General features: G+C 73.2%; 18 protein-coding genes and 2 pseudogenes. 13 read left to right on the top strand and 7 right to left on the bottom strand.

Annotation, left to right across the window (positions count from 1 at the left end):
- The first annotated feature begins 158 nt into the window (after positions 1-158).
- Together ACSSS0_RS08715 and ACSSS0_RS08710 are read left to right on the top strand one after the other, a co-directional pair.
- Positions 159-638: a hypothetical protein gene (locus tag ACSSS0_RS08715; RefSeq protein ID WP_487230805.1), complete on the top strand. Its 480-nt coding sequence runs from the start codon at positions 159-161 to the stop codon at positions 636-638.
- 80 nt (positions 639-718) lie between these two features.
- Entirely contained in the window at positions 719-1492 is a 774-nt protein-coding gene (locus tag ACSSS0_RS08710) for an isocitrate lyase/PEP mutase family protein (RefSeq protein WP_487230804.1), read from the top strand.
- Between the two features lie 6 nt (positions 1493-1498).
- Here ACSSS0_RS08710 and ACSSS0_RS08705 read toward each other — a convergent pair whose 3' ends face one another.
- Both ACSSS0_RS08705 and ACSSS0_RS08700 read right to left on the bottom strand, forming a co-directional pair.
- Positions 1499-3172, bottom strand: a complete 1674-nt coding sequence (locus tag ACSSS0_RS08705; RefSeq protein ID WP_487231199.1) for an extracellular catalytic domain type 1 short-chain-length polyhydroxyalkanoate depolymerase — start codon at positions 3170-3172, stop codon at positions 1499-1501.
- Between the two features lie 1070 nt (positions 3173-4242).
- Positions 4243-4620: pseudogene (locus ACSSS0_RS08700) on the bottom strand (glycosyltransferase family A protein); the annotation flags it as partial.
- Between the two features lie 103 nt (positions 4621-4723).
- Here ACSSS0_RS08700 and ACSSS0_RS08695 point away from each other — a divergent pair.
- Together ACSSS0_RS08695 and ACSSS0_RS08690 are read left to right on the top strand one after the other, a co-directional pair.
- Entirely contained in the window at positions 4724-5596 is an 873-nt protein-coding gene (locus ACSSS0_RS08695; RefSeq protein ID WP_487230803.1) for a DNA-formamidopyrimidine glycosylase family protein, read from the top strand.
- Positions 5597-5664: 68 nt separating this feature from the next.
- Positions 5665-6093, top strand: a complete 429-nt coding sequence (locus ACSSS0_RS08690) for a VOC family protein (RefSeq protein ID WP_487230802.1) — start codon at positions 5665-5667, stop codon at positions 6091-6093.
- Positions 6094-6118: 25 nt separating this feature from the next.
- Here the strand turns inward: ACSSS0_RS08690 and ACSSS0_RS08685 are convergent, their stop codons facing one another.
- The 3 genes from ACSSS0_RS08685 to ACSSS0_RS08675 are packed head-to-tail and all read right to left on the bottom strand — an operon-like array spanning position 6119 to position 10094.
- Positions 6119-7039, bottom strand: coding sequence for a carbohydrate kinase family protein (locus tag ACSSS0_RS08685; protein WP_487230801.1), 921 nt, complete (start codon positions 7037-7039; stop codon positions 6119-6121).
- Between the two features lie 26 nt (positions 7040-7065).
- Positions 7066-8313 (bottom strand): hypothetical protein, encoded by a 1248-nt coding sequence (locus ACSSS0_RS08680; RefSeq protein WP_487230800.1) that lies wholly within the window; start codon positions 8311-8313, stop codon positions 7066-7068.
- Positions 8314-8369: 56 nt separating this feature from the next.
- The gene (locus tag ACSSS0_RS08675) at positions 8370-10094 is read right to left on the bottom strand and encodes a glycerol-3-phosphate dehydrogenase/oxidase (RefSeq protein WP_435984403.1); all 1725 of its coding nucleotides are present in this window, start codon (positions 10092-10094) and stop codon (positions 8370-8372) included.
- 102 nt (positions 10095-10196) lie between these two features.
- Here ACSSS0_RS08675 and ACSSS0_RS08670 point away from each other — a divergent pair, with 102 nt between their 5' ends.
- The 3 genes from ACSSS0_RS08670 (at position 10197) to glpK (ending at position 12674) form a co-directional block, all read left to right on the top strand.
- Complete coding sequence (locus ACSSS0_RS08670; protein ID WP_487230799.1) at positions 10197-10715, top strand: YfbM family protein; 519 nt, start codon at positions 10197-10199, stop codon at positions 10713-10715.
- A gap of 27 nt (positions 10716-10742) precedes the next feature.
- Positions 10743-10901, top strand: a complete 159-nt coding sequence (locus ACSSS0_RS08665; protein ID WP_435984405.1) for a DUF1660 family phage protein — start codon at positions 10743-10745, stop codon at positions 10899-10901.
- Positions 10902-11147: 246 nt separating this feature from the next.
- Positions 11148-12674: a glycerol kinase GlpK gene (gene glpK / locus ACSSS0_RS08660; protein WP_487230798.1), complete on the top strand. Its 1527-nt coding sequence runs from the start codon at positions 11148-11150 to the stop codon at positions 12672-12674.
- A gap of 16 nt (positions 12675-12690) precedes the next feature.
- Here glpK and ACSSS0_RS08655 read toward each other — a convergent pair whose 3' ends face one another.
- A complete protein-coding gene (locus tag ACSSS0_RS08655; protein WP_487230797.1) occupies positions 12691-13197 on the bottom strand; it encodes a MarR family winged helix-turn-helix transcriptional regulator in 507 nt (168 codons plus the stop codon).
- 90 nt (positions 13198-13287) lie between these two features.
- Between ACSSS0_RS08655 and ACSSS0_RS08650 the strand changes: the two are divergent.
- Positions 13288-14433, top strand: a pseudogene (locus tag ACSSS0_RS08650) (MFS transporter); the annotation flags it as partial.
- A gap of 63 nt (positions 14434-14496) precedes the next feature.
- On the opposite strand, the gene tpx reads toward ACSSS0_RS08650, so the two are convergent.
- The gene (tpx, locus tag ACSSS0_RS08645; protein ID WP_435984409.1) at positions 14497-14991 is read right to left on the bottom strand and encodes a thiol peroxidase; all 495 of its coding nucleotides are present in this window, start codon (positions 14989-14991) and stop codon (positions 14497-14499) included.
- Positions 14992-15032: 41 nt separating this feature from the next.
- On the opposite strand from tpx, the gene ACSSS0_RS08640 reads away from it, so the two are divergent.
- The 5 genes from ACSSS0_RS08640 (at position 15033) to ACSSS0_RS08620 (ending at position 20125) form a co-directional block, all read left to right on the top strand.
- Positions 15033-15698 (top strand): ceramidase domain-containing protein, encoded by a 666-nt coding sequence (locus ACSSS0_RS08640; protein WP_487230796.1) that lies wholly within the window; start codon positions 15033-15035, stop codon positions 15696-15698.
- On the top strand, positions 15695-16093 hold the full coding sequence (locus ACSSS0_RS08635; protein ID WP_487230795.1) for an ankyrin repeat domain-containing protein: 399 nt from the start codon (positions 15695-15697) through the stop codon (positions 16091-16093). The genes ACSSS0_RS08640 and ACSSS0_RS08635 overlap by 4 nt, the downstream gene beginning before the upstream one ends.
- Positions 16090-16338: a hypothetical protein gene (locus ACSSS0_RS08630; protein WP_487230794.1), complete on the top strand. Its 249-nt coding sequence runs from the start codon at positions 16090-16092 to the stop codon at positions 16336-16338. Before ACSSS0_RS08635 ends, ACSSS0_RS08630 begins: the two co-directional genes overlap by 4 nt.
- Positions 16339-16400: 62 nt before the next feature.
- On the top strand, positions 16401-19205 hold the full coding sequence (locus ACSSS0_RS08625) for an alpha/beta fold hydrolase (RefSeq protein WP_487230793.1): 2805 nt from the start codon (positions 16401-16403) through the stop codon (positions 19203-19205).
- The gene (locus ACSSS0_RS08620; protein ID WP_487230792.1) at positions 19202-20125 is read left to right on the top strand and encodes an ABC transporter permease subunit; all 924 of its coding nucleotides are present in this window, start codon (positions 19202-19204) and stop codon (positions 20123-20125) included. Before ACSSS0_RS08625 ends, ACSSS0_RS08620 begins: the two co-directional genes overlap by 4 nt.
- Positions 20126-20127: the final 2 nt, after the last annotated feature.

Raw genomic sequence — 20127 nt, 5'->3', positions numbered from 1 at the left:
GCCGAGGCGTGCCCGCAGAGCCGGCTGGGCGGCATACCACCCGATGAGCTCGGAGAGCTCGTCCGCGCGGAGCCAGAGGTAGGCGACCGGGACGGCGACGCGACCGGGGACGGGCTCGACCGAGGACGAAGGGCGCCAGCCGCGCGCCGGCGGCGAGCGTGACGAGGCCGAAGAGCACGGCCGCCCAGGCGGCCGGCGCGGTGAGCACGACCATGAAGACGCACCAGGCCGTCACGAGGACGGCGTTGGTGAGCGGCGTCGCGAACGACCCGCGTGAGCGCAGGACGGCGGTCGAGGCGGCACCGGACGGCGCTGCGGCGAGGACGAGCCGCCCCGGGCGCCGCACGCTCCACGACCAGCGGGCGACCGCCTCGGCGACCCACACGACCGCGCCACAGGTGGCCATCGCGAAGGTGCCGACGCCGAGCGCGCGCAGCCAGAGCGGCTCGTCCTGCGACACGAGCAGGAGCGCCACGAGCCCACTCGCGAAGGCGGCGAGGAGGACGAGCTCGCCGAGCAGGAGCAGCACGAAGGTCGCGGCGCGCTCGCGGTCGAGCCACCGCCGGATGAGCACGGGACCGTGGCGGGCACCCCAGGCTCCGGCGGACGCGTACGACCCGATCACGTCGCGATGCTAGCCGCGGACGAGGCCGTCGGTGCCCCGTCGCGTCCGGGTACGTCCACCCCGTCGAGCACCGCGACCGAGAGGACCCGAGAGATGGACACCGCTGCCAAGGCCCACGAGCTCCAGCGCCTGCACCGCGACCCCGAGCTGCTGCTCGTCGTCAACGTCTGGGACGTCATCACCGCCCGCGTCGTCGCCGACACTCCCGGCACGAAGGCGCTCGCCACGGCGAGCCACTCGATCGCGGCGTCGTACGGCTACCCCGACGGCGAGCAGATCCCGCGCGACCTCATGATCGACGCCGTCGGTCGCATCGCCGCCGCCGTCGACCTGCCGGTGACGGCCGACCTCGAGGCGGGCTACGGCGACGCGGGCGAGACGGTGGCCCGGGCCATCGACGTCGGCGTCGTCGGCGCCAACCTCGAGGACCAGATGAAGCCCCTGCCCGACGCCGTCCGGGCCGTCGAGGCCGCCGTCGCCGCCGGTGAGCGGGCGGGCATCCCGTTCGTCCTCAACGCCCGCACCGACGCGTACGTCAAGGCCGGCGACCGCGACCCGGCCGACGTCCTCGCCGACGCCGTCGAGCGCGGCCGCGCCTACCTCGACGCCGGCGCCTCGACCTTCTTCGTCCCCGGCAAGCTCGACGAGAGGACCGTGAGCCGGCTCGTCGAGGAGCTGGGGCCGCAGACGGTCACCGTCATCGCCATCCCCGGCTCGCTCGACCTCGCGACGCTCCAGCGCCTCGGCGTCGCCCGGGTGTCCTACGGGCCGTGGAGCCAGAACGTCGCCCTGACCGCCCTGGCCCGGCTCGCCGAGGACGTCTACGCCGGTGGCGCACTGCCCGAGGACACCCGCAAGCTCAACTGAGCCTGCTCAGCACTTCTCCCAGTAGCCGGGGGAGGACTGCTCGAGCGTGGCCGTGTAGAAGGTGTTGTAGAGGCCGAGGTTCTGGTTCGAGCCGAGGGCGTACGCGTATCCGCCGGACTGGTAGGCCCGCCCGGCGACGACGTGGGCGTAGTTGCTCGACGTGATGCAGGTCGGGGCGGGCGCCGAGGTCGTGCTCGTCGACGTCGTCGGGGTGCTCGTCGTGGTCCCGCTCGGCGTGCTCGTCGTGCTCGTCGTGCTCGTGGGGGTCGGGGAGCTCCCGCCGTCGAGGCCGAAGAACCGGACGTCGTCGTAGGCCGCGCACACCGTGTCGATGAAGTACGCGCCGGCCGTGCCGCACTGGTCGGCGGCCGTGCCCGGGTCGACGGCCGTGCCGTGGCCCATCCCCGCGATCTTCGTCAGACGCACCTGGCCGGCGTAGTCCTCCCACGTGACCCCGGAGCTGATGGTGCCCGTCGAGGTCGGGGTCTGGGAGACGCCGTTCGCGTTCGTGAACTGGTCGCGCAGCTCGACCCCGTTCACCGGCGCGACGGTGGTGTCGGACTGGCCCTGCCAGATGGCCACCTTGGGTCGGGGACCCGAGTAGCCGGCATACGCACCCCGCACGAGGTCACCCCATGCCGCCGGGGACGTGTCGACGCCCGGGTTCATGCACGAGAAGGCGGCAGTCGTCGACGTGGCACAGCGGTAGGGGATGCCCGCGTTGAGCGAGCCGCCGGCGAACGTGTCCGGGTAGGTCGCGAGCATGACTGCCGTCATGGCGGCGCCGGCCGACAGGCCCGTGACGTAGACGCGACGCGGGTCGCTGCCGTAGTTCGCCGTCGCGTAGTCGACCATCTGGGCGATGCTCGCCGCCTCGCCCTGGCCGCGGGCCGTGTCGCCGGACTGGAACCAGTTGAAGCACGAGCTCGAGTTGTTGCTGCTGCTCTGCTGCGCGAGGACGAGCGCGAAGCCGTGCCGGTCGCGAAGGTGCGCCAGCCCGAGCTCGTGAAGTACGCCGTCGCGTTCTGGGTGCAGCCGTGCAGCAGGGAGCGCCTCCGCGGTGGCGAGGTCGACGGCCGGGGGTGCCCCGTCGCGGCGAGCAGCCGCTCGCGCAGCGTCACGGGGTCGACGCCGGTGTTGGCGAAGCGCTTCTGCCGGGCCGAGAGGTCGAGCACCTCGACGTCGGCGTGCTCGGCGAGCCCGGCGACGACCGCGGAGGCGAACTTCGGGTAGGCGCCCGGCAGCACGGTGACGCGCGGTCGGCCGCTTCCGGGCGGCGTGGCCTGACGGGTGGTCGGGCTCGGGGTGCGCAGACCGAGCAGGCGCCCGACCTCGGTCTCGCGCAGGGGCGCGAGGAAGGTGTCCGGCTCCGACACGATCGCCGAGCGCGTCTCTGCCGTGTGCAGGCGCCGCGTGAAGAGCAGGTCGAGCGCGACCGTCGTGAGGAAGGCGGCGCGGTCGAGGTCGCCGTCCGCGAGCGCCTCGTCGGTGTGACGCAGGGTCACCCGGGCGGCGCCGACGACGTCGACGGTCCCGGGGTCGACCCCGGTGAGGACGGCGTGCAGCGCCCGAAGTGCCGGGTGGGGGAGCTCGCCGAAGAGGGCCTCCCGGTCGTCGAGCAGGGCGGTCGCGGCCTCGAGCCGCCCCGCGCGGAGCAGCCGGTAGGCCACCATCGTCCACAGCTCGGGGTCGAGCTCGACCCGGGTGCGTGCGGTCTCGTCGCGCAGGAGGCGCGATGCCGCACGGGCGGCGTGCGCGTCGGCGAGCGAGCCCCGCAGCTGGCTGGCGGCCGTGCGCAGCACGAGGCCGGCGAGCTCGTGCGCGCCGACGGTGGGACTGGCGTCGCCCCACGTGCGCAGCAGGGTCGAGCCGGCGCGGTCGAGGACGACCCGCGTGCCCGGCTCGGCGAGCAGCGCGGCCGCGCGGGTGTCGACGCGGCCGTAGGCGGGCGCGGCCAGCCGGGCGGGCACGAGCTCGGGGAGCGCGCGCCGTCCCAGGCGCAGGCCCTCCTGCGAGGCCCGGAGCGCGATCCGTCGGTGGCGGGCCCCGCCGGCCGTGAGCCGGGACTCGATCCAGCCGAGCGAGGTGGGGAGCACCTTGATGCGATGCGTGTCGGGCAGCCTGCGCAAGCTCTGCTCGAGCCGACCTCGGTAGTGCAGGACGCGGATGCCGTGACCGCTGCGGGCGAGGAAGCCGAGCATCCGCGCGTGCGCGTTGACGGACCCGGCGCTGCCCGCGACGACGACGAGGGACCGGGCGTCCGACGGTGGCGTGTGGAAGAGGCCGAAGCCGTCGGCCGTCCCGTCGACGTGGGCCGGGGCAAGGGCGGTGATGCCGGGGATGCCGGCGTGGCGGAGCGCGGCCTCGACGTGGGCCCGGCCGCCGGGGTGGGTCTCGGCGACCTGCCGCAGGTCGGCGACCTCCGCGGCCACGAGGGCGTTCGTGACCGCGGTCCGGTCGGCAGGGTCGGCCTGCGTCCCCGTCGTCAGGGCCGTGAGGACGGCCAGGTGGGAGCGGACGGCCGCGTCGGGGTCGACGTCGACCGCAGCGCCGGTCCGGTGGTCGGGCGTGCCGAGAGGGGCAGGCGTCAGGTCGAGCTCGGCGAACTGTCGGTCGAACCGGCTGAGCAGCTGCCCGTGGAGCACCGTGTCCTCGCTGCCGCAGAGACCCTCGACGAACGGGGTGTCGACGAGCCACCGGGTCGGGTAGAGCCTGCCGCGCCGCCCGCGCAGGCTCTCCGCCGCGAGGTGCGGCGCGACATGGCGCGGGGCGTCGTCGCCCGCCGGCGTGGTGCTGACGACGATGCGCTCGCGGTGGCGGACGGCGTACAACGTCTCGAGGTACGTCGGCGCGACCGCGTCGGTGCCGTCGACGAACGTCGTCCACGGGGCGCGCGCGAGTCCGACGCCGACGTTGCGGGCGGCGCCCGGGGAGCCGGCGACGGCGTCGACGAGCTCGACCTCGTGGCCCGCCGACGGTCCCCGCGCCGCGCGCTCGACGGCGTCCCGGGCGCTCGACCCCGGGCCGTGGAGCACGACGACGACCTCGAACCGGTCGGCCGGGAGGGTCTGGGCCGCCAGCGCACCGAGGCACGCGGCCACCCGGTCGCAGGAGCCGTGGGCGGACACGACGACGGAGAGGTCACGCACCCGGCGAAGGTAGTCGGGAGATGTGAATAGGCTGGACGGGCGCGCGACCGCGCAGGTGAACGACCGGTGATCAGGAGGTGGCGTGCCCGAGGGAGACACCGTGTGGCGCACGGCCACCCGGCTCGACCAGGCCCTCGCCGGCCGCGAGATCGTCGAGTCCGACCTGCGCTGGCCGGGCGAGATCGCGACCGCGGACCTCACCGGCCGCACGACGCTCGAGGTCGTCAGCCGGGGCAAGCACGTGCTGCACCGCGTCGAGGGGGGTCTGACCCTGCACTCGCACCTGCGCATGGAGGGTCAGTGGCGCGTCGAGGCGACGGCCGGCCTGCCCGCCCGGTGGCGGCGCAACCCGCAGCTGCGGGCCCTCGTCGCGGCGCCCGACTGGACCGCGCTCGGGCTGCGCCTCGGCATGCTCGACCTCGTGCCGACCGCGCGTGAGAGCGACCTCGTGGGCCACCTCGGGCCCGACGTGCTCGGCCCCGACTGGGACCTCGAGCGAGCCGTCGCCAACGTCGCCGCCGCCCACGTCCCCGTCGGCCAGGCGCTGCTCGACCAGCGCAACCTCGCGGGCGTCGGCACCATGTGGTGTGCCGAGACGCTCTTCCTCGAGAAGGTGCCGCCGTGGAGCGTCGCCGACGAGCTCGGCCGCGAGACCGTCGAGCGGGTCGTGGCCCGGGCACACCGCCTCATCGACAACGGCCGGCGCCACGCGGTGCAGTCGAGCACCGGGAGCCAGCGCCTCGACGAGGCGCACTACGTCCACGCGCGGAGCGGTCGGCCGTGCCGGCGCTGCGGCGCGACGGTGCGGGTCGCGATGATCGGCGAGCCCACGCGCGAACGCACGATGTTCTACTGCCCCGGCTGCCAGGGCGGCCTGGGACCGACCGACGACGGCCGGCCCCAGGCTCCTCTCGGCTCGAACCGGGGAGCAGCCCGGTCGCGACGCTCGTACTGAAAGCGGCCGCGGCTGTCGGTCGGCGGTCCTACCGTGAAGGATCCGCTTCACCCGAGAGGAGCACGGCCATGGCATCCCGCCTCAACCCCTACATCGGTTTCAAGGACGACGCCAGAGCGGCGATGGAGTTCTACAGGTCCGTCTTCGGCGGCGAGCTGACGGTGTCGACGTTCGGCGAGTTCGGCGACAGCGGGCCGAACGCCGACAACGTCATGCACGCCCAGCTCGAGACGCCGAGCGGCTACACGATCATGGCATCGGACACCCCCGAGCAGATGCCCTACCAGCCGGGCACCAACATCTCGGTCAGCCTGAGCGGCGACGACACCGACGAGCTGCACGGCTACTGGGACAAGCTCGCCGACGGCGGCACCGTCATGATGCCCCTCGAGAAGCAGGCGTGGGGCGACGAGTTCGGCATGCTGACCGACCGGTTCGGCATCGGCTGGATGGTCAACATCGGCAGCGGGACGTCGGACGACGCACCGACGGAGTGAGCGCCGAGGCGGTCCGGTCGGGTGCTCAGTCCCGGCCGGTGCCGCCGTAGTGGACCGACAGCCGGCGGGCGAGCTCGGCCGGGTCGATGAGGCTCGAGTGCGTCCCGGCGGTGCCGCAGGCCCACGCGCCCGCGACGGTGCCGGCCCGGGCCGCCGCGCGGGCGTCGCCTCCGGCCAGCCACGCGTGCAGGAACGCCGAGACGTACGCGTCGCCCGCGCCGTTCGAGTCGACGGCCGGACGGCCCTCGAGGTCGACGGCAGCCACAGCGAACGACCCGCCCTCGCGCACCGTCACCCGGCTGCCGCGGGCGCCGTCCATGACGACGACGAGCCGCGCCCGCCCGCGGTCGAGCACGTCGGCGACGACGTCGTCCTCGACCCCGTGCAGGCGCGAGCCCGACACGAAGACGAGGTCGGCGGCATACGCGAACGGGCGGTGGTGCGGGTTGCGGCCGTCCCAGTCGTGCAGATCGGTCGACGTCGTGGCTCCCGCGGCGGCGGCCTCCTCGAGGGCACCGACCGTCCACGGCATGATCGAGGCGTGGACGTGCCGCGCCTCCTCGAGCGGTCCGCGCCAGAGCGCCGGGTCTGGGGCGAGGTCGTAGGGGTGGCGCGGGTCGTAGAAGGACATCCGTCGTCCCGTCGCGTCGACGAGGTTCACGGCGCGACGCGTGCCGCTCCCGTCGACGACGTGGTCGAAGGCGAGGCCCTCGGCCGCGAAGCGGTCGAGCAGCATCCGGCCCTCGTGGTCGTCGCCGATGACGTCGACGAAGCGCGTGGCGAGCCCGAGCCGGTGGCAGCCGAGCGCCACACCGCTGCCCGTGTGGCCCACGACGGTGTCGATCGGCGGGACGACGTGCGAGTCGGCGAACGGGACGGGGAGCGTCTCGACGCGCACGATGGTGTCGACGCCGGCACCGCCGACGACGAGGACGTCAGTCTTCACGGCCTCATTGTGCACGGCCGGGGCGCTCAGGGACGTGTGACGCTGAGCAGGCCGAGGCACATCTCGTCGGTCGTGCCCTCGCCCCAGACGACGTAGCGCTCGGGCAGGCCCTGGAGGTCTGGCAGCTTGTCGCGCCAGGCCTGGTCGTGCGTGCAGCTGACCCGGATCGAGTCGCCGGGGCGGATCGCCGTCGCCGGGATCGGGACCGAGCCCTGGTTGTCGAAGTCCCAGACCCTGATGTCGAGGAGCGTCCTGGCGCGAGCCGTGCCTGGGTTGAGGTCGATGCGCAGGGACGAGCCGAGCAGGTGCATGTGGCCGGCCACGGCACGGATCGTCGCGGCCTGCTCGACGCGGCGCGTGCAGGACTGGGTCGCGCCAGGGGTCGGGATGAGCGTGCCGTTGCAGACGAGCAGCAGGCCGTTGACGATGGGCGACGACATGGCGCCGAAGCGCTCGGTGACGTCGGCGACGGCCGCGTTGCGGTCGCACAGTGGCCCGGACTTGCCTGCGCGACAAGGCAGCTCGACCGGCGCGGGGTAGAGCATCGTCTCGAGCGGCTTGAGCTTCGACGAGGACGAGAGGCGCATCTTGACCGAGGTGCGGTCGGGCGTCACGCCGTGACGGAGGTTGTAGTGCACCTGCATGACGAGCAGCGAGCCGCGCTGCATGGGGATGCCGACGTCGGCCGGCAGGACGTTCTCGCGCCCGCCCGGTGCCCAGGCGCCGACCCACGGCGCGTCGTCGAGGCTGGCGCCACGCGAGCCGAGTCCGGTGCCGCCGAAGCAGGTCCAGCCATTGCCGCCGGACTCGGCGTCCCGGGCGCGCGCCGCGGCGGCCGCGGACGGTGGCACACGGAAGAGGATGACGTGGTGCACCTCCTGTGGCTGGCCCGGGGCGATGTCGAATCCGGTGACGAACGCGTCGCGCGTCACCTGCGGGTCGAGGACGAAGCACCGGTAGTCGTCGGTGCCGGTCGTCGGGGCCTTCGGCGTGTAGGAGACCGGGGACGTCACGGTTCGCATCGACTCGCCGGCCCGGAGCGCGGCCGGCTTGGCAGGGGCGACGGGCTTGGCGGCGTGACCGGTGGCGGCCGTCGTCGGGTGGTCGGTGGCGCTGGCAGACCCGGTCGTGTGCCCGGTCGCGTGCCCCTCGAGCCGTGCCTGTGCGGTCGGGTTGGGCGTGCCGCAGCCCGCGACGAGCATGGCGACCGCCGCGACGGCGCCCACGACGGCGGGGGTCGCCCGCATCGCGGTCCGGCCGCGTCGAGTCCTCATCCCGTCAGTCTAGGAACGAGGACGCCCTTCGGAGCCGTTGTCGAGTGTTCGGTCCGTCAGGCCTGCTCGGGCGCCCGGCTCACCGGGATGCGGCGCACGTCGGGGGCGCTCAGTCGTTCGGCGTTGGCCTCGGAGTCGGCGAGCTCCTTCTGCGATTCGAGCTCGGCCTCGACCCGGGCGATGTAGCCGGACACCTCGGCCTCGACCCGCTCGGCGTCCCACCCGAGCACCGGCGCCACGATCTCGGCCACGGCGCGGGCGCTGTCGGCGCCGCGGCTCGAGGTCTCGATGGAGATGCGGGTGCGGCGGGCCAGCACGTCGTCCAGGTGCAGCGCGCCCTCGTGCGTGGCGGCATACAGCGCCTCGACCCGGAGGTACTCCTCCGCGCCGGGGAGCGGCTCGTAGAGCGAGCGGTCGTCCTCGGCGAGGGCGAAGAGCTCGTGGACGAGCGAGCCGTAGCGCTCGAGCAGGTGCGTGATGCGCCAGACCGGGAGGTCCTGGTGGCGCGCGAGCCGGTCGATCTGGTTGACGAGCGCGACGTAGCCCTCGGCGCCCGAGAGCGGGATGAACTCCGTGACGCTGTCGGAGACGTCGCCACCGATGTCCTCGCGTGCGGCGTCCACGGCGTCGGCGGCCATGACGCGGTAGGTCGTGTACTTGCCGCCCGCGATGGAGATGAGACCGGGCTGCGGGCGGGCCACGGCGTGCTCGCGCGAGAGCTGGCTCGTGTCCTCGCTCTCGCCCGAGAGGAGGGGCCGCAGACCGGCGTAGACGCCCTGGATGTCGTCGTGCGTCAGCGGCACCTTGAGCACGGTGTTGATGTGCTCGAGGATGTAGTCGATGTCGGCCCGGGTCGCCGCCGGGTGGGCGAGGTCGAGCTCCCAGTCGGTGTCGGTCGTGCCGATGATCCAGTGGGTGCCCCACGGGATGACGAAGAGGACCGACTTCTCGGTGCGCAGGATGAGGCCGGTCTCGGAGTTGATCCGGTCGCGGGCGACGACGATGTGCACGCCCTTGCTCGCGCGCACGTGGAAGCGGCCGCGACCGCCCGCCATCGTCTGGATGTCGTCGGTCCACACGCCGGTGCAGTTGATGACCACGGACGCCCGGACCTCGGTGCGCTCGCCCGTCTCGACGTCCTCGACGAGGGCTCCGACGACCCGCTCGCCTGCGCGCAGCAGCTCGACGACCCGGGCCGAGGCGACGACGGTCGCGCCGTAGGCCGCAGCGGTGCGGACCGTCGTCAGCGTGTGGCGGGCGTCGTCGGCCTGGGCGTCGTAGTAGAGGAGCCCACCGGTGAGGGCCTCGCGCTTGAGGGCCGGAGCGAGCTTGAGCGCGCCGGTGCGGGTCAGCTGCTTGTGGCGCGGGACCGAGCGGGCGCCGCCCATCGAGTCGTAGAGGGTCAGGCCAGCGGTGACGTAGGGCCGCTCCCAGCCGCGGTTGGTCAGCGGGTAGAGGAAGGAGACCGGCTTGACGAGGTGCGGGGCGATGCGGCTCAGCATGAGCTCGCGCTCCTTGAGCGCCTCGCGCACGAGGTCGAAGTTCATCTGCTCGAGATAGCGCAGACCGCCGTGGAAGAGCTTCGACGAGCGCGACGAGGTGCCCGAGGCGAAGTCGCGCTGCTCGACGAGTGCCGTCGAGAGGCCGCGGGTGGCCGCGTCGAGGGCGACCCCGCCGCCCGTCACCCCGCCACCCACGACGAGCACGTCGAACTGCTTGGTGGCGAGGCGCTTCCACGCCCGCGCCCGGTAGTCCGTGTCCAGCCGCACTGGGCTCGTCATCGGTTCCCCTTCGCGTCGGTGCCGAGAACGACACTCTAACGAGCCAGATCCGGTGTCGACTCCGGGCCGTTCACGGGGCGGTCAGCCCGTACCCTCGGCGCCATGGGCATGACGGTGGTGGCACGGGAGCTGGACTCCGAGCAGCTCGCGAGTCTCCTTGCGGACCCTTCGATCGCGAACGACCTGATCCTCGACGAGGTCGACGACGAGGGCGAGGTCGATGACGAGGGCGAGGACGGCAGCGACGGCTGGCTCGATCTCGACAAGGCGTGGCACGGCGTCCACTTCCTGCTGACGGGTGCGGCCTGGGGCACGGACAACCCCCTCGGCGGAGCCGTCCTCGGCGGCCGTGAGGTCGGTGGGGACGACGGCTACGGGCCCCCGCGGCTGCTCGAGCCCGACCTCGTCCGTGAGGTGGCCGAGGCGCTGGGCGTGGTCACCGACGCAGAGCTCCGCGCTCGCTTCGACCCCGAGGAGATGCAGCGCCTCGACATCTACCCCCAGGTCTGGGACGAGAGCGACATCCTCGACGAGTACCTCATGCCGAACGTCCAGCAGCTGCGCGACTTCTACGCCCGTGCCGCGGCTCACGACGCCGCGGTTCTCATCGGCGTGCAGTAGATGCCGAGCTGGGGCGACACTGGGCGGGTGAGACTCATGTGGATCATCTGCCAGTTCGCCGGCCACCGGTGGCGCCGTGAGAGCCGCGACGAGGAGACGATCATCGTGTGCGGACGGTGCGACGCGGTCAGCCGGGTGGCGGAGGCGCGTGAGCGCCACCGCCAGCTCGGACGCGGCGAGCTGTAGACGACCCTAGAAGTGTGGAGGGGCGGCTCGGCGGCTCGGGCGGCTCGGCGGGTCGGCGGGTCGTCGTCGTGGTCGGGCTCCGGGGCCTGCCGTCGTCGGGTGCCCGAGCGGCTGACCAGAGCCGTGCCGTCTTGGGGTTGTGGCACCCCCTGCTCAGCGACTGCGCGTCGGTGACGGCGGTGGGCGACCGTGATGGGCACGGGCGACGATGTCACCAGAGCGGCGCGCCGACGGTACGGTCTGGTCATGCCGACGGAGCAGCGCAGCCATGTCGTGTCGATCGACCAGGGGACGACGAGCACCCGGGCCATGGTCTTCGACCGCAGGGGTCGGGTCGTGGCCGTCGACCAGATGGAGCACCGGCAGATCTTCCCCCGGGCCGGCTGGGTCGAGCACGACCCGATGGAGATCTGGCAGAACACCCGCGTCGTCGTCGGCGGAGTGCTCGGCAAGGCCAACCTCAACGCCACGCACGTCGCCGCGGTCGGCATCACCAACCAGCGCGAGACGACGGTCGTCTGGGAGCGGGCGACCGGTCGGCCGATCCACAACGCCATCGTCTGGCAGGACACCCGCACCCAGGCGATCTGCGACGAGCTGGCCCGCGACGGCGGCATCGAGCGCTTCAAGGACGTCACGGGCCTCCCGCTCGCGACGTACTTCGCCGGCCCCAAGGCGCGCTGGATCCTCGACCACGTCGACGGCGCCCGCGAGCGCGCCGAGGCGGGTGAGCTGCTCTTCGGCACCATCGACACGTGGCTGCTCTGGAACCTCACGGGCGGCGCGGCCGACGGCGGCGTCCACGTCACCGACGTCACGAACGCCTCGCGCACCCTCCTGATGGACCTGCGCACCCTCGACTGGGACGCGTCGGCCGCCGAGGCGATCGGGATCCCGCTCGCGATGCTCCCCGAGATCCGCTCCTCGTCCGAGGTCTACGGCTCGTGCAAGCCGGGCATCCTCATCGACGTCCCGGTCGCCGGCATCCTCGGCGACCAGCAGGCGGCGACGTTCGGACAGGCGTGCCTCGATGTCGGCACGGCCAAGAACACCTACGGGACCGGCAACTTCATGCTCCTCAACACGGGCGAGGAGATCGTCGCGTCGAAGAACGGGCTGCTGACGACCGTCTGCTACCAGCTCGGTGACGACAAGCCCGTCTACGCCCTCGAGGGCTCCATCGCCGTCACCGGGTCGCTCGTCCAGTGGCTGCGCGACAACCTCGGCCTCATCAAGGACGCCAAGGAGGTCGAGGCCCTCGCCGCGAGCGTCGACGACAACGGCGGCGCCTACTTCGTGCCGGCCTTCTCGGGCCTCTTCGCCCCGCACTGGCGCCCCGACGCGCGTGGCGCGCTCGTCGGTCTCACGCGCTTCGTCAACAAGGGGCACATCGCGCGAGCAGCCTTGGAGGCCACGGCCTTCCAGACGCGCGAGGTCCTCGAGGCGATGAACGCCGACTCCGGCGTGCCCCTCACCGAGCTGCGGGTCGACGGCGGCATGGTCGTCAACGAGACGCTCATGCAGTTCCAGGCGGACCTGCTCGGCGTCGACGTCGTGCGACCCGTCGTGGCCGAGACGACCGCCCTCGGGGCCGCGTATGCCGCGGGCCTCGCCGTCGGCTACTGGGAGAGCACCGACGAGATCCGCGAGAACTGGGGCGAGGACCGCCGCTGGACCCCTCAGATGGACGAGGCAGAACGGGAGCGCCTCTTCCGCACGTGGAAGAAGGCCGTCGAGCGCACCCTCGACTGGGTCGACGACGACACGCCCTGACCCGCCTCCCGGTGGCTCAGGCCCCTTCCTCGAGGTGGAGGACGACCTTGCGCAGGAGGCCGTTGAGGGCAACGAGCTCCTTGGCGGTGAGGCCCGAGAAGGCCTCCTGCTCCCGAGCCATGCCGGCCTCGATCCCCTTCTCCCACAGCGCTCGTCCTGACGGTGTCGGCCGGATGAGGATGCGGCGGCGGTCGACGGGGTCGATCTCCCGGGTCGCGTGGCCACGCTGGACGAGCCGGTCGACGCGCGAGGTCATCGCGGCGCGGGTCACGCCGCACGCGTCGGCGAGCTGGGCGGGCGTCGCCTCCTCGGGGTAGGGCTGGATCATGAGCGCGTGGAGCGTGCGGTAGTCCTCGATCGTGTCGTCCGTGCCGGCGTAGCTCGCGTGGTCGGCGGCCTTGAGCCGCTTGGTGATCGCCTGCATGCGCGTGACGGCGCCCTCGACCTCGGGGTCCATGTCCTCGAGCAGGCCGCTCCAGCGCGCGACGTGCCGGTCGACCGAGTCCTGCCGCGCTCTCGCCATGCCCTCAGTCTCGCAGAGGTACCCGCCCGGCGAGTGCCGGTCCTGACTATTCGTTGACAGATAGTCAGACGTCTAACTATCGTCGAGATCATGACGATGCGTGATCTCCTCGCCCTCCGTGACGTCCGGCTGCTGCTGGCGGGCCAGGGCCTCTCCTGGATCGGTGACGCGTTCAACCCGATCGCGCTGTCGGTGGCGGTCGTCCTCGGTGGCGGGGGAGCGGGCGAGCTCGGCGTCGTGCTCGCGAGCGCCGTGGTGGCGCGCCTCCTGTGCACCCTCGTCGGTGGTGTCTGGGCCGACCGCGTCACGCCCCACCGGATCATGGTCGTCGCCGACCTGACGCGCGCCGGGTCCGTCGCCGGCATGGCGCTCGCCTTCGCGCTCGGCGACCCGCCCGTCGCCCTCCTCGCCGGTCTGGCCGCCGTCACGGCCGGCGCCGGCGCGTTCTTCTACCCGGCCTTCGTCTCGCTGCGGCCGCTCATCGTGCCGGCCACGGCGCTCCAGACCGCCAACGGCGCGATCAGCTTCCTCCAGTCCAGCGCCCAGGTGGGCGGTCCGGTCCTCGCAGGCCTCGTCGTCGCCCGGTTCGGCCCGGTCGCCGGCTTCACGGTCAACGCGCTGACGTTCCTCTGGTCGGCCGTGTGCGTCGCCCGGCTCCGGGCGCGCGCCGACCACCTCGCGGAGCGCACCGGCCTGCTGACCGAGATCCGGGAGGGTCTCGCCGAGATCCGCGGCCGCGACTGGCTATGGACGAGCCTCCTCGCGGCGGCGATGTTCCACGTGGCCAGTGGGGTCTTCATCGTCCTCGTCGAGGTGACCGCCGTGCGCGACCTCGGCGGCGCCCACGCCCTCGGGCTCATCACGGCGGCCCTCGGCGTCGGTGGGCTCGTGGGCGGGCTCGTCGGGATGCGGGTCCAGCCGCGTCGGATGCTCCTCTGGGCCTTCGCCGCCCTCGGCCTCTTCCCGCTCTTCCCGCTCGGGTTCGCCTGGCCCGGCGGGCTCGTCGCGATCATGGCGCTCGCCCTCGTCGCGCAGGCCGGCCTGCTCTACTTCGACGTCGGGTGGCAGACCGCCATCCAGCAGGGTGTGCCCCACGACCGGCTCGCCCGCGTCGTCTCGTGGGACGTGCTCATCTCGTTCGTCGCGCTACCCCTCGGCAACGTCCTCGCCGGCCCGCTCAGCGAGCACGTCGAGACATCCGACCTCATGGTCGGCATCGCCGTCTGGATGCTCGTCGCCGGCTGCTGGCCGCTGCTCGTGCGCAGCGTCCGCGGCTTCACCCGCGCGTCAGGACGCGCCTCAGGACAGGGCGGCGATGGCGGCGTCGTAGTCGGGCTCCTGCCCGATGGACGGGACGATCTCGGTGTGCGCGACGGTGCCGTCGGCGTCGATGACGACGACCGCACGGGCGAGCAGGCCGGCGAAGCCGCCGTTCTCCATGCGCACGCCGTAGTCGTAGCCGAAGCCGGATCGGAACGACGACGCCGCGACGACGTTGTCGATGCCCTCGGCGCCGCAGAAGCGGTTCAGCGCGAACGGTAGGTCGGCCGACACGCAGACGACCGACGCGTTGTCGAGGCCGGCGGCGAGCTCGTTGAAGCGACGGACGCTCGCTGCGCAGACGCCGGTGTCGACGCTCGGGAAGATGTTGAGGACCACGCGCGTGCCGGCAGGCAGCGTCACGTCGTCGCGCAGGTTCGTGCCCGTCAGCGTGAACGCCGGGGCGGGGGTGCCCACGGCCGGCAGGTCGCCGACGGTGTGGACGGTGGTGTCTCCGAGGGAGGTGGTGGCCATGGACGTATCTAACACGGGCGGCCTGGGGCTACGGTCGCGGCATGCCCGCTGACGGCGCGACGTGCCTCGCGACCCGCTGCTTCTGCGAGCTCGTCCGTCCCGACGGGATCGCCCAGCCGGCCAACGCCTGGTCGTCGCTCGCGTTCGTCGTGGCCGGGGTCGCGGCCGCCGTGCTCGTGCGTCCCGACGCCCGTCCCGAGCGGGTCCTCGTGCCGCTCCTCGGGGTGGCCCTCGTCGCCGTCGGGGTCGGCAGCTTCGCCTTCCACGCGACCCTGACGCTGTGGGGCCAGTTCGCTGACGTCCTCCCGATGTATGCCGTCGGCGTCGTCCTGCTCGCCGGTGCCCTCGTGCGCCGGGGTCGGGTCACGCCGCGCGTGGCCGTCGTCGGCGGCGTCGCCCTCCTCGTCGTCCTCGGCGTCCTGCTCTGGCTGTGGCCCGAGTCGCGACGGGTGCTCTTCGCCGCCGTCCTGCTGCCCGGCATCGTCCTCGAGCTCGTGGCCGCCCGGGGTCGTGACGGTGGCGCGCTCTGGCTGCACGTCGGGCTGGGACTGCTCGTGACGGCATACGCCCTCTGGCTGCTCGACCAGGCGGGTCTGCTCTGCGACCCGACGAGCCGGCTCCAGGGACACGCCGCGTGGCACGTCCTCGGCGCCGCAGCCGGGTGGTGCCTCGCCCGGCACTGGGCGACCCGTAGGTTGGTGGCATGACCGAGTCGCCGCTCACACCGGAGCAGCTGGAGCAGATCGTCGCGGTCGCGATGGACATGGCCCGCGACGGGCGCACGAGCGACCTCGTCGAGTTCCTCGACCACGGCTTCCCGCTCGACCAGCAGGACCCCGCCGGCAACACGCTCGTCATGCTCGCGGCCTACCACGGCCACCTCGACACGGTCGCGACCCTCGTCGACCGGGGCGCCGACGTCGACCGCCGCAACGACCGCGACCAGTCACCGGTGGCCGGGGCGATGTTCAAGGGCGAGGACGAGGTCGTCCGGGCGCTCGTCGCTGCGGGCGCCGACCTCGACGCCGGCTCGCCCACCGCGCGGGCCACGGCCCAGGTGTTCGGGCAGCAGCACCTCATCGACGGAGAGGACCGGGCGTGAGCGACCCGCAGGACACCGGGGCGCGCTCGCGCTTCGTCATCAACCTCGTCGGGGTGGTCGGCATCGTCTTCGGCGTGCTGCCGATCGTGCGCTACCTGCTCGGGCTGTCGTTCTTCGAGTTCACCGTCGCGCCGTACGAGTGGCTGCAGCTCGAGGGGGCGGCGCGGTTCCTGCCCCCGGGGATGGTGCTCGTCGTGTGCATCGTGCTCGCCTACGTCCTCGAGCAGCGCCTCTCGCGCGACTGACCGAGGCCCAACCCTCGACGGTCGGCGACCGTTCAACGACCATCGCGTGATGTGATGTGGGCATGTCGGTCCGGGCCTCCCTCCTCGCCGCGCTCGTCCTGGGGTCGAGCCTGACGGTCGCGCCCGCCCCGGCCGCGCTCGCTGCCGAGGTGTCTCCGGAGGTCACGACGGTGCCCGTCGGCGCCGAGCCCGACGGCACGGCCGTGCGCCTCGACGTCTCCGTGTGGCCCCAGGCGAGCGGCAAGCACCCGGTCGTCCTGCTCGCCCACGGCTTCGGGGGCACCAAGGACTCGGTGACGAGCCAGGCGAACGACCTGCACGACCGCGGCTACGTCGTCGTCGCGTGGAGCGCCCGCGGCCACGGCCAGTCGGGCGGTCGCATCCACCTCAACGACCCGGCCTACGAGATCGCCGACGCGAGAGCGCTGCTCGACCTCGCGGCCAAGCGGCCGGACGTCGAGCTCGACGGCCCCGGCGACCCGCGCGCGGGGGTCATGGGCGCGTCGTACGGTGGCGCGCTCGGCCTCATGCTCGCCGGCTCCGACCGCCGGGTCGACGGCGTCGTCTCGGCCATCACGTGGAACGACCTCGCCGACGCCTTCTTCCCGCAGGCCGCCGTGACGAAGCCGGCGACCACCGCCGCGGGCCGGTCCCCGATCGACGTCGCGGGACCCTTCAAGCAGGTCTGGGCGACGAACTTCTTCCTCTCGGCCCTGCGCGGCAGCCAGGACGAGGGCGAGGGCGCGGGTGCCGACACCGACCGCTGCGGCCGCTTCGACCCGACGATCTGCCGCCTCTTCGTCCAGGCCTCCGAGACCGGGACCGCCTCACCGCAGCTGACGACGCTGCTGCGCGCGCACAGCCCGAAGCCGACGATGAACGCCGTCACCGCACCGACCTTCCTCGTGCAGGGGGTCGGCGACTCCCTCTTCGGCCTCGACCAGGCCGACGCCAACGCGTCGGCGCTCGCCGCCTCCGGCACGCCGTATGCCGTCCGGTGGAGCGACGGGGGCCACGACGCCCCGAGCACGCACGAGGCGGAGGAGGTGGAGGCCTCCTACACGTGGCTCGACCACTACGTCCGCGACAAGGGCGCGGGCGGATCGGCCCTGCCGACAGCGGCGTTCACGTACGGCACTCCCGCCGGTCGGGCAGCCCAGCCGACGACGCTCCACACCCTCCCGGCATACCCGGGTCTGTCGGGAGCGGCGCTCCGCACCCGCGAGCTGCCCCTGACGACGACCTCCGGGAGCCTGCTCCACCCGCCCGGTGGGCAGCCGGCCTCGCTCATCGCCGTCCCCGGCCTCGCCGCGCTGGGTGTCAGCCTCTCGACCTACCAGATCGCGGCGCTGCCGGGTCAGTCGACGGCCCTCGACACCCAGCCCATCGCCGAGGCCGCGACCGTCGTCGGGTCGCCGACGATGCGCGTCACCGTCACGTCCGACACCCCCGACGTCACGCTCTTCGCGTCGGTGTGGCGCGTCACCGGTGGCTCGGTGACCTTGACCAACCCGCTCGTCGCGCCCGTGCGGCTCACCGTGACACCCGGTCGGCCCACGCCCGTGACGATCTCGCTGCCCGCCGCGACCTACGACCTGCCCGCCGGCACCCGGTGGCGCGTCCTGCTGACGAGCACCGAGTCGACCTACTCCAACTCGCGCACCCCGAGCGGCATCCGCATCTCGGGGGCCTTCGCCCTGACGCTGCCCGTCGCGGCCGGTGCCGCCGTCGACGGCGCCGTCGCCGGCGGTGTCGACACCGAGACCCTCCTCGCCTCCGGCGCCCTCGCGGTCCTGCTCCTCGCGGCGCTCGCCGGCTGGCTCGTGCGCCGTCGCCGCCGGATGCACCTGCCGGCGCGGCCCGACCTCGCCGACGTCCCGCTCGTCGTCGAGGGCCTCGTCAAGACGTATGCCGACGGGCACCGCGCCGTCGACGACGTGTCGTGGCGCGCCGAGAAGGGCCAGGTCGTCGGGCTGCTCGGGCCCAACGGTGCCGGCAAGACGACGACCATGCGGATGGTCATGGGGCTCATCTCCTCCGACGCGGGGAGCGTCCACGTGCTCGGTGAGCCCGTCTCGGCCGGCTCGCGGGTGCTCGGCCGGGTCGGCGCGCTCATCGAGGGCCCCGGCTTCCTGCCGCACCTCACCGGCCGCCAGAACCTCGACGCCTACTGGTCCGCGACGGGCCGGGCCACCGAGGACGCCCACATCGACGAGGCGCTCGACGTCGCGGCCCTCGGCGGCGCCGTCGACCGGCCGGTCAAGTCCTACAGCCACGGCATGAAGCAGCGGCTCGGCATCGCCCAGGCCATGCTCGGCCTGCCCGAGCTGCTCATCCTCGACGAGCCGACCAACGGGCTCGACCCGCCCCAGATCGCGGCGATGCGCCCGATCCTGCGCCGCTACGCCGAGACCGGGCGCACCGTCGTCGTCTCGAGCCACCTGCTCGCCGAGGTCGAGATGACGTGCACCCACGTCGTCGTCATGCACGCCGGCCGGGTCATCACGCAGGGCCCCGTCGCCGAGCTCGTCGACAGCGACGACACCACGGTCCTCGACCTGCCCGAGCACGTCGCGCACGAGGTCATCGCCGCCGGCGTGCACGCCCTCGAGGCGGCCGACGGCATCACTGAGGTGCGCGTCGACACCCCGACCCGCGTCGTCGTCGTCGCCGAGCGCGGCCGGGCCGAGGTCGTCGCCGCAGCGGTCACCGCCGGGCTGCCCGTGGTCGGCGTCAGTGGGCGCCGCCACCTCGAGGAGGTCTTCCTCGGGGTCATCTCGGCGGCATCCGGACCCGCAGCGGGCGGCGAGCCCGGAGACGAGGGCGCCTCCCTCGTCGAGCGACTGAGGCAGGTGAGGGCGCGATGAGCGACAACCCCGGAGCGAGCCCCGGAGACGCGCTGCTCGACGCGATGGAGCCGGCACCGGCCACGTCGGGTGCAGCGAGCGGCGAGATCCACCAGGTGCGGGACCCCCTCTCGTGGCGGTCCGAGCTGCGCAGGCAGTGGGGACGGCGGCGCACGATCTGGGCGTTCGGCCTGCTCCTCGCGCTGCCCCTCGTCCTCGTCGGCTCGTTCGCCTTCGGCGAACGGTCGAGCAACAGCCGCGGCGGCGCGTCGACCCGGATCTTCGACCTCGCCCAGAGCGGGGCCGCGAACTTCAGCCTCGTCCTCGTCTTCCTCGCCTCCGAGCTGCTGCTCGTGCTGCTCGCCGCGCTCTTCTGCGGCGACGCCGTGCCGTCCGAGGCGTCGTGGTCCTCGCTCCGCTACCTGCTCATCGCGCCGGTCCAGCGGGCCCGGCTGCTCACGAGCAAGCTCGTCATCGGGATCGCCTCGACCCTGCTCGCGACGGTCCTGCTGCCGGCCTGGGGCCTGCTCGTCGGTGGGGTCGCCTACGGCTGGGACCCGCTGACCAACCCGCTGGGCGAGAACCTCACGTGGGGCCAGTTCCTGCCCCGGCTCGCGCTCGCGATGGCCTACATCTTCGTGACGCTGCTGCCCATCGCGGCCATCGCCTTCTGGATCGGGACGCGCTCCGACGCCCCGCTCGCGGCGGTCGGCGGCGCCGTACTCGTCAGCATCCTGCTCAACATCCTCGACCAGCTCGACGCGCTCGACCCCTACCGCAACGCCTTCCCCGGCCACTACTCGCGGGCCTGGCAGGACGCCCTCGCCGTGACCCCGGACTACACCGACATGGTCCACGGCGCTTTGTGGGCGCTCGTGTGGGCCGTCGCCTTCACGATGCTCGCCTACCGCCGCTTCCGCCGCAGCGACATCCTCAGCTGAGC

The organism is Terrabacter sp. R4-6, from assembly GCF_057529065.1.
This window is presented reverse-complemented; position numbering and strand designations above follow the sequence as displayed.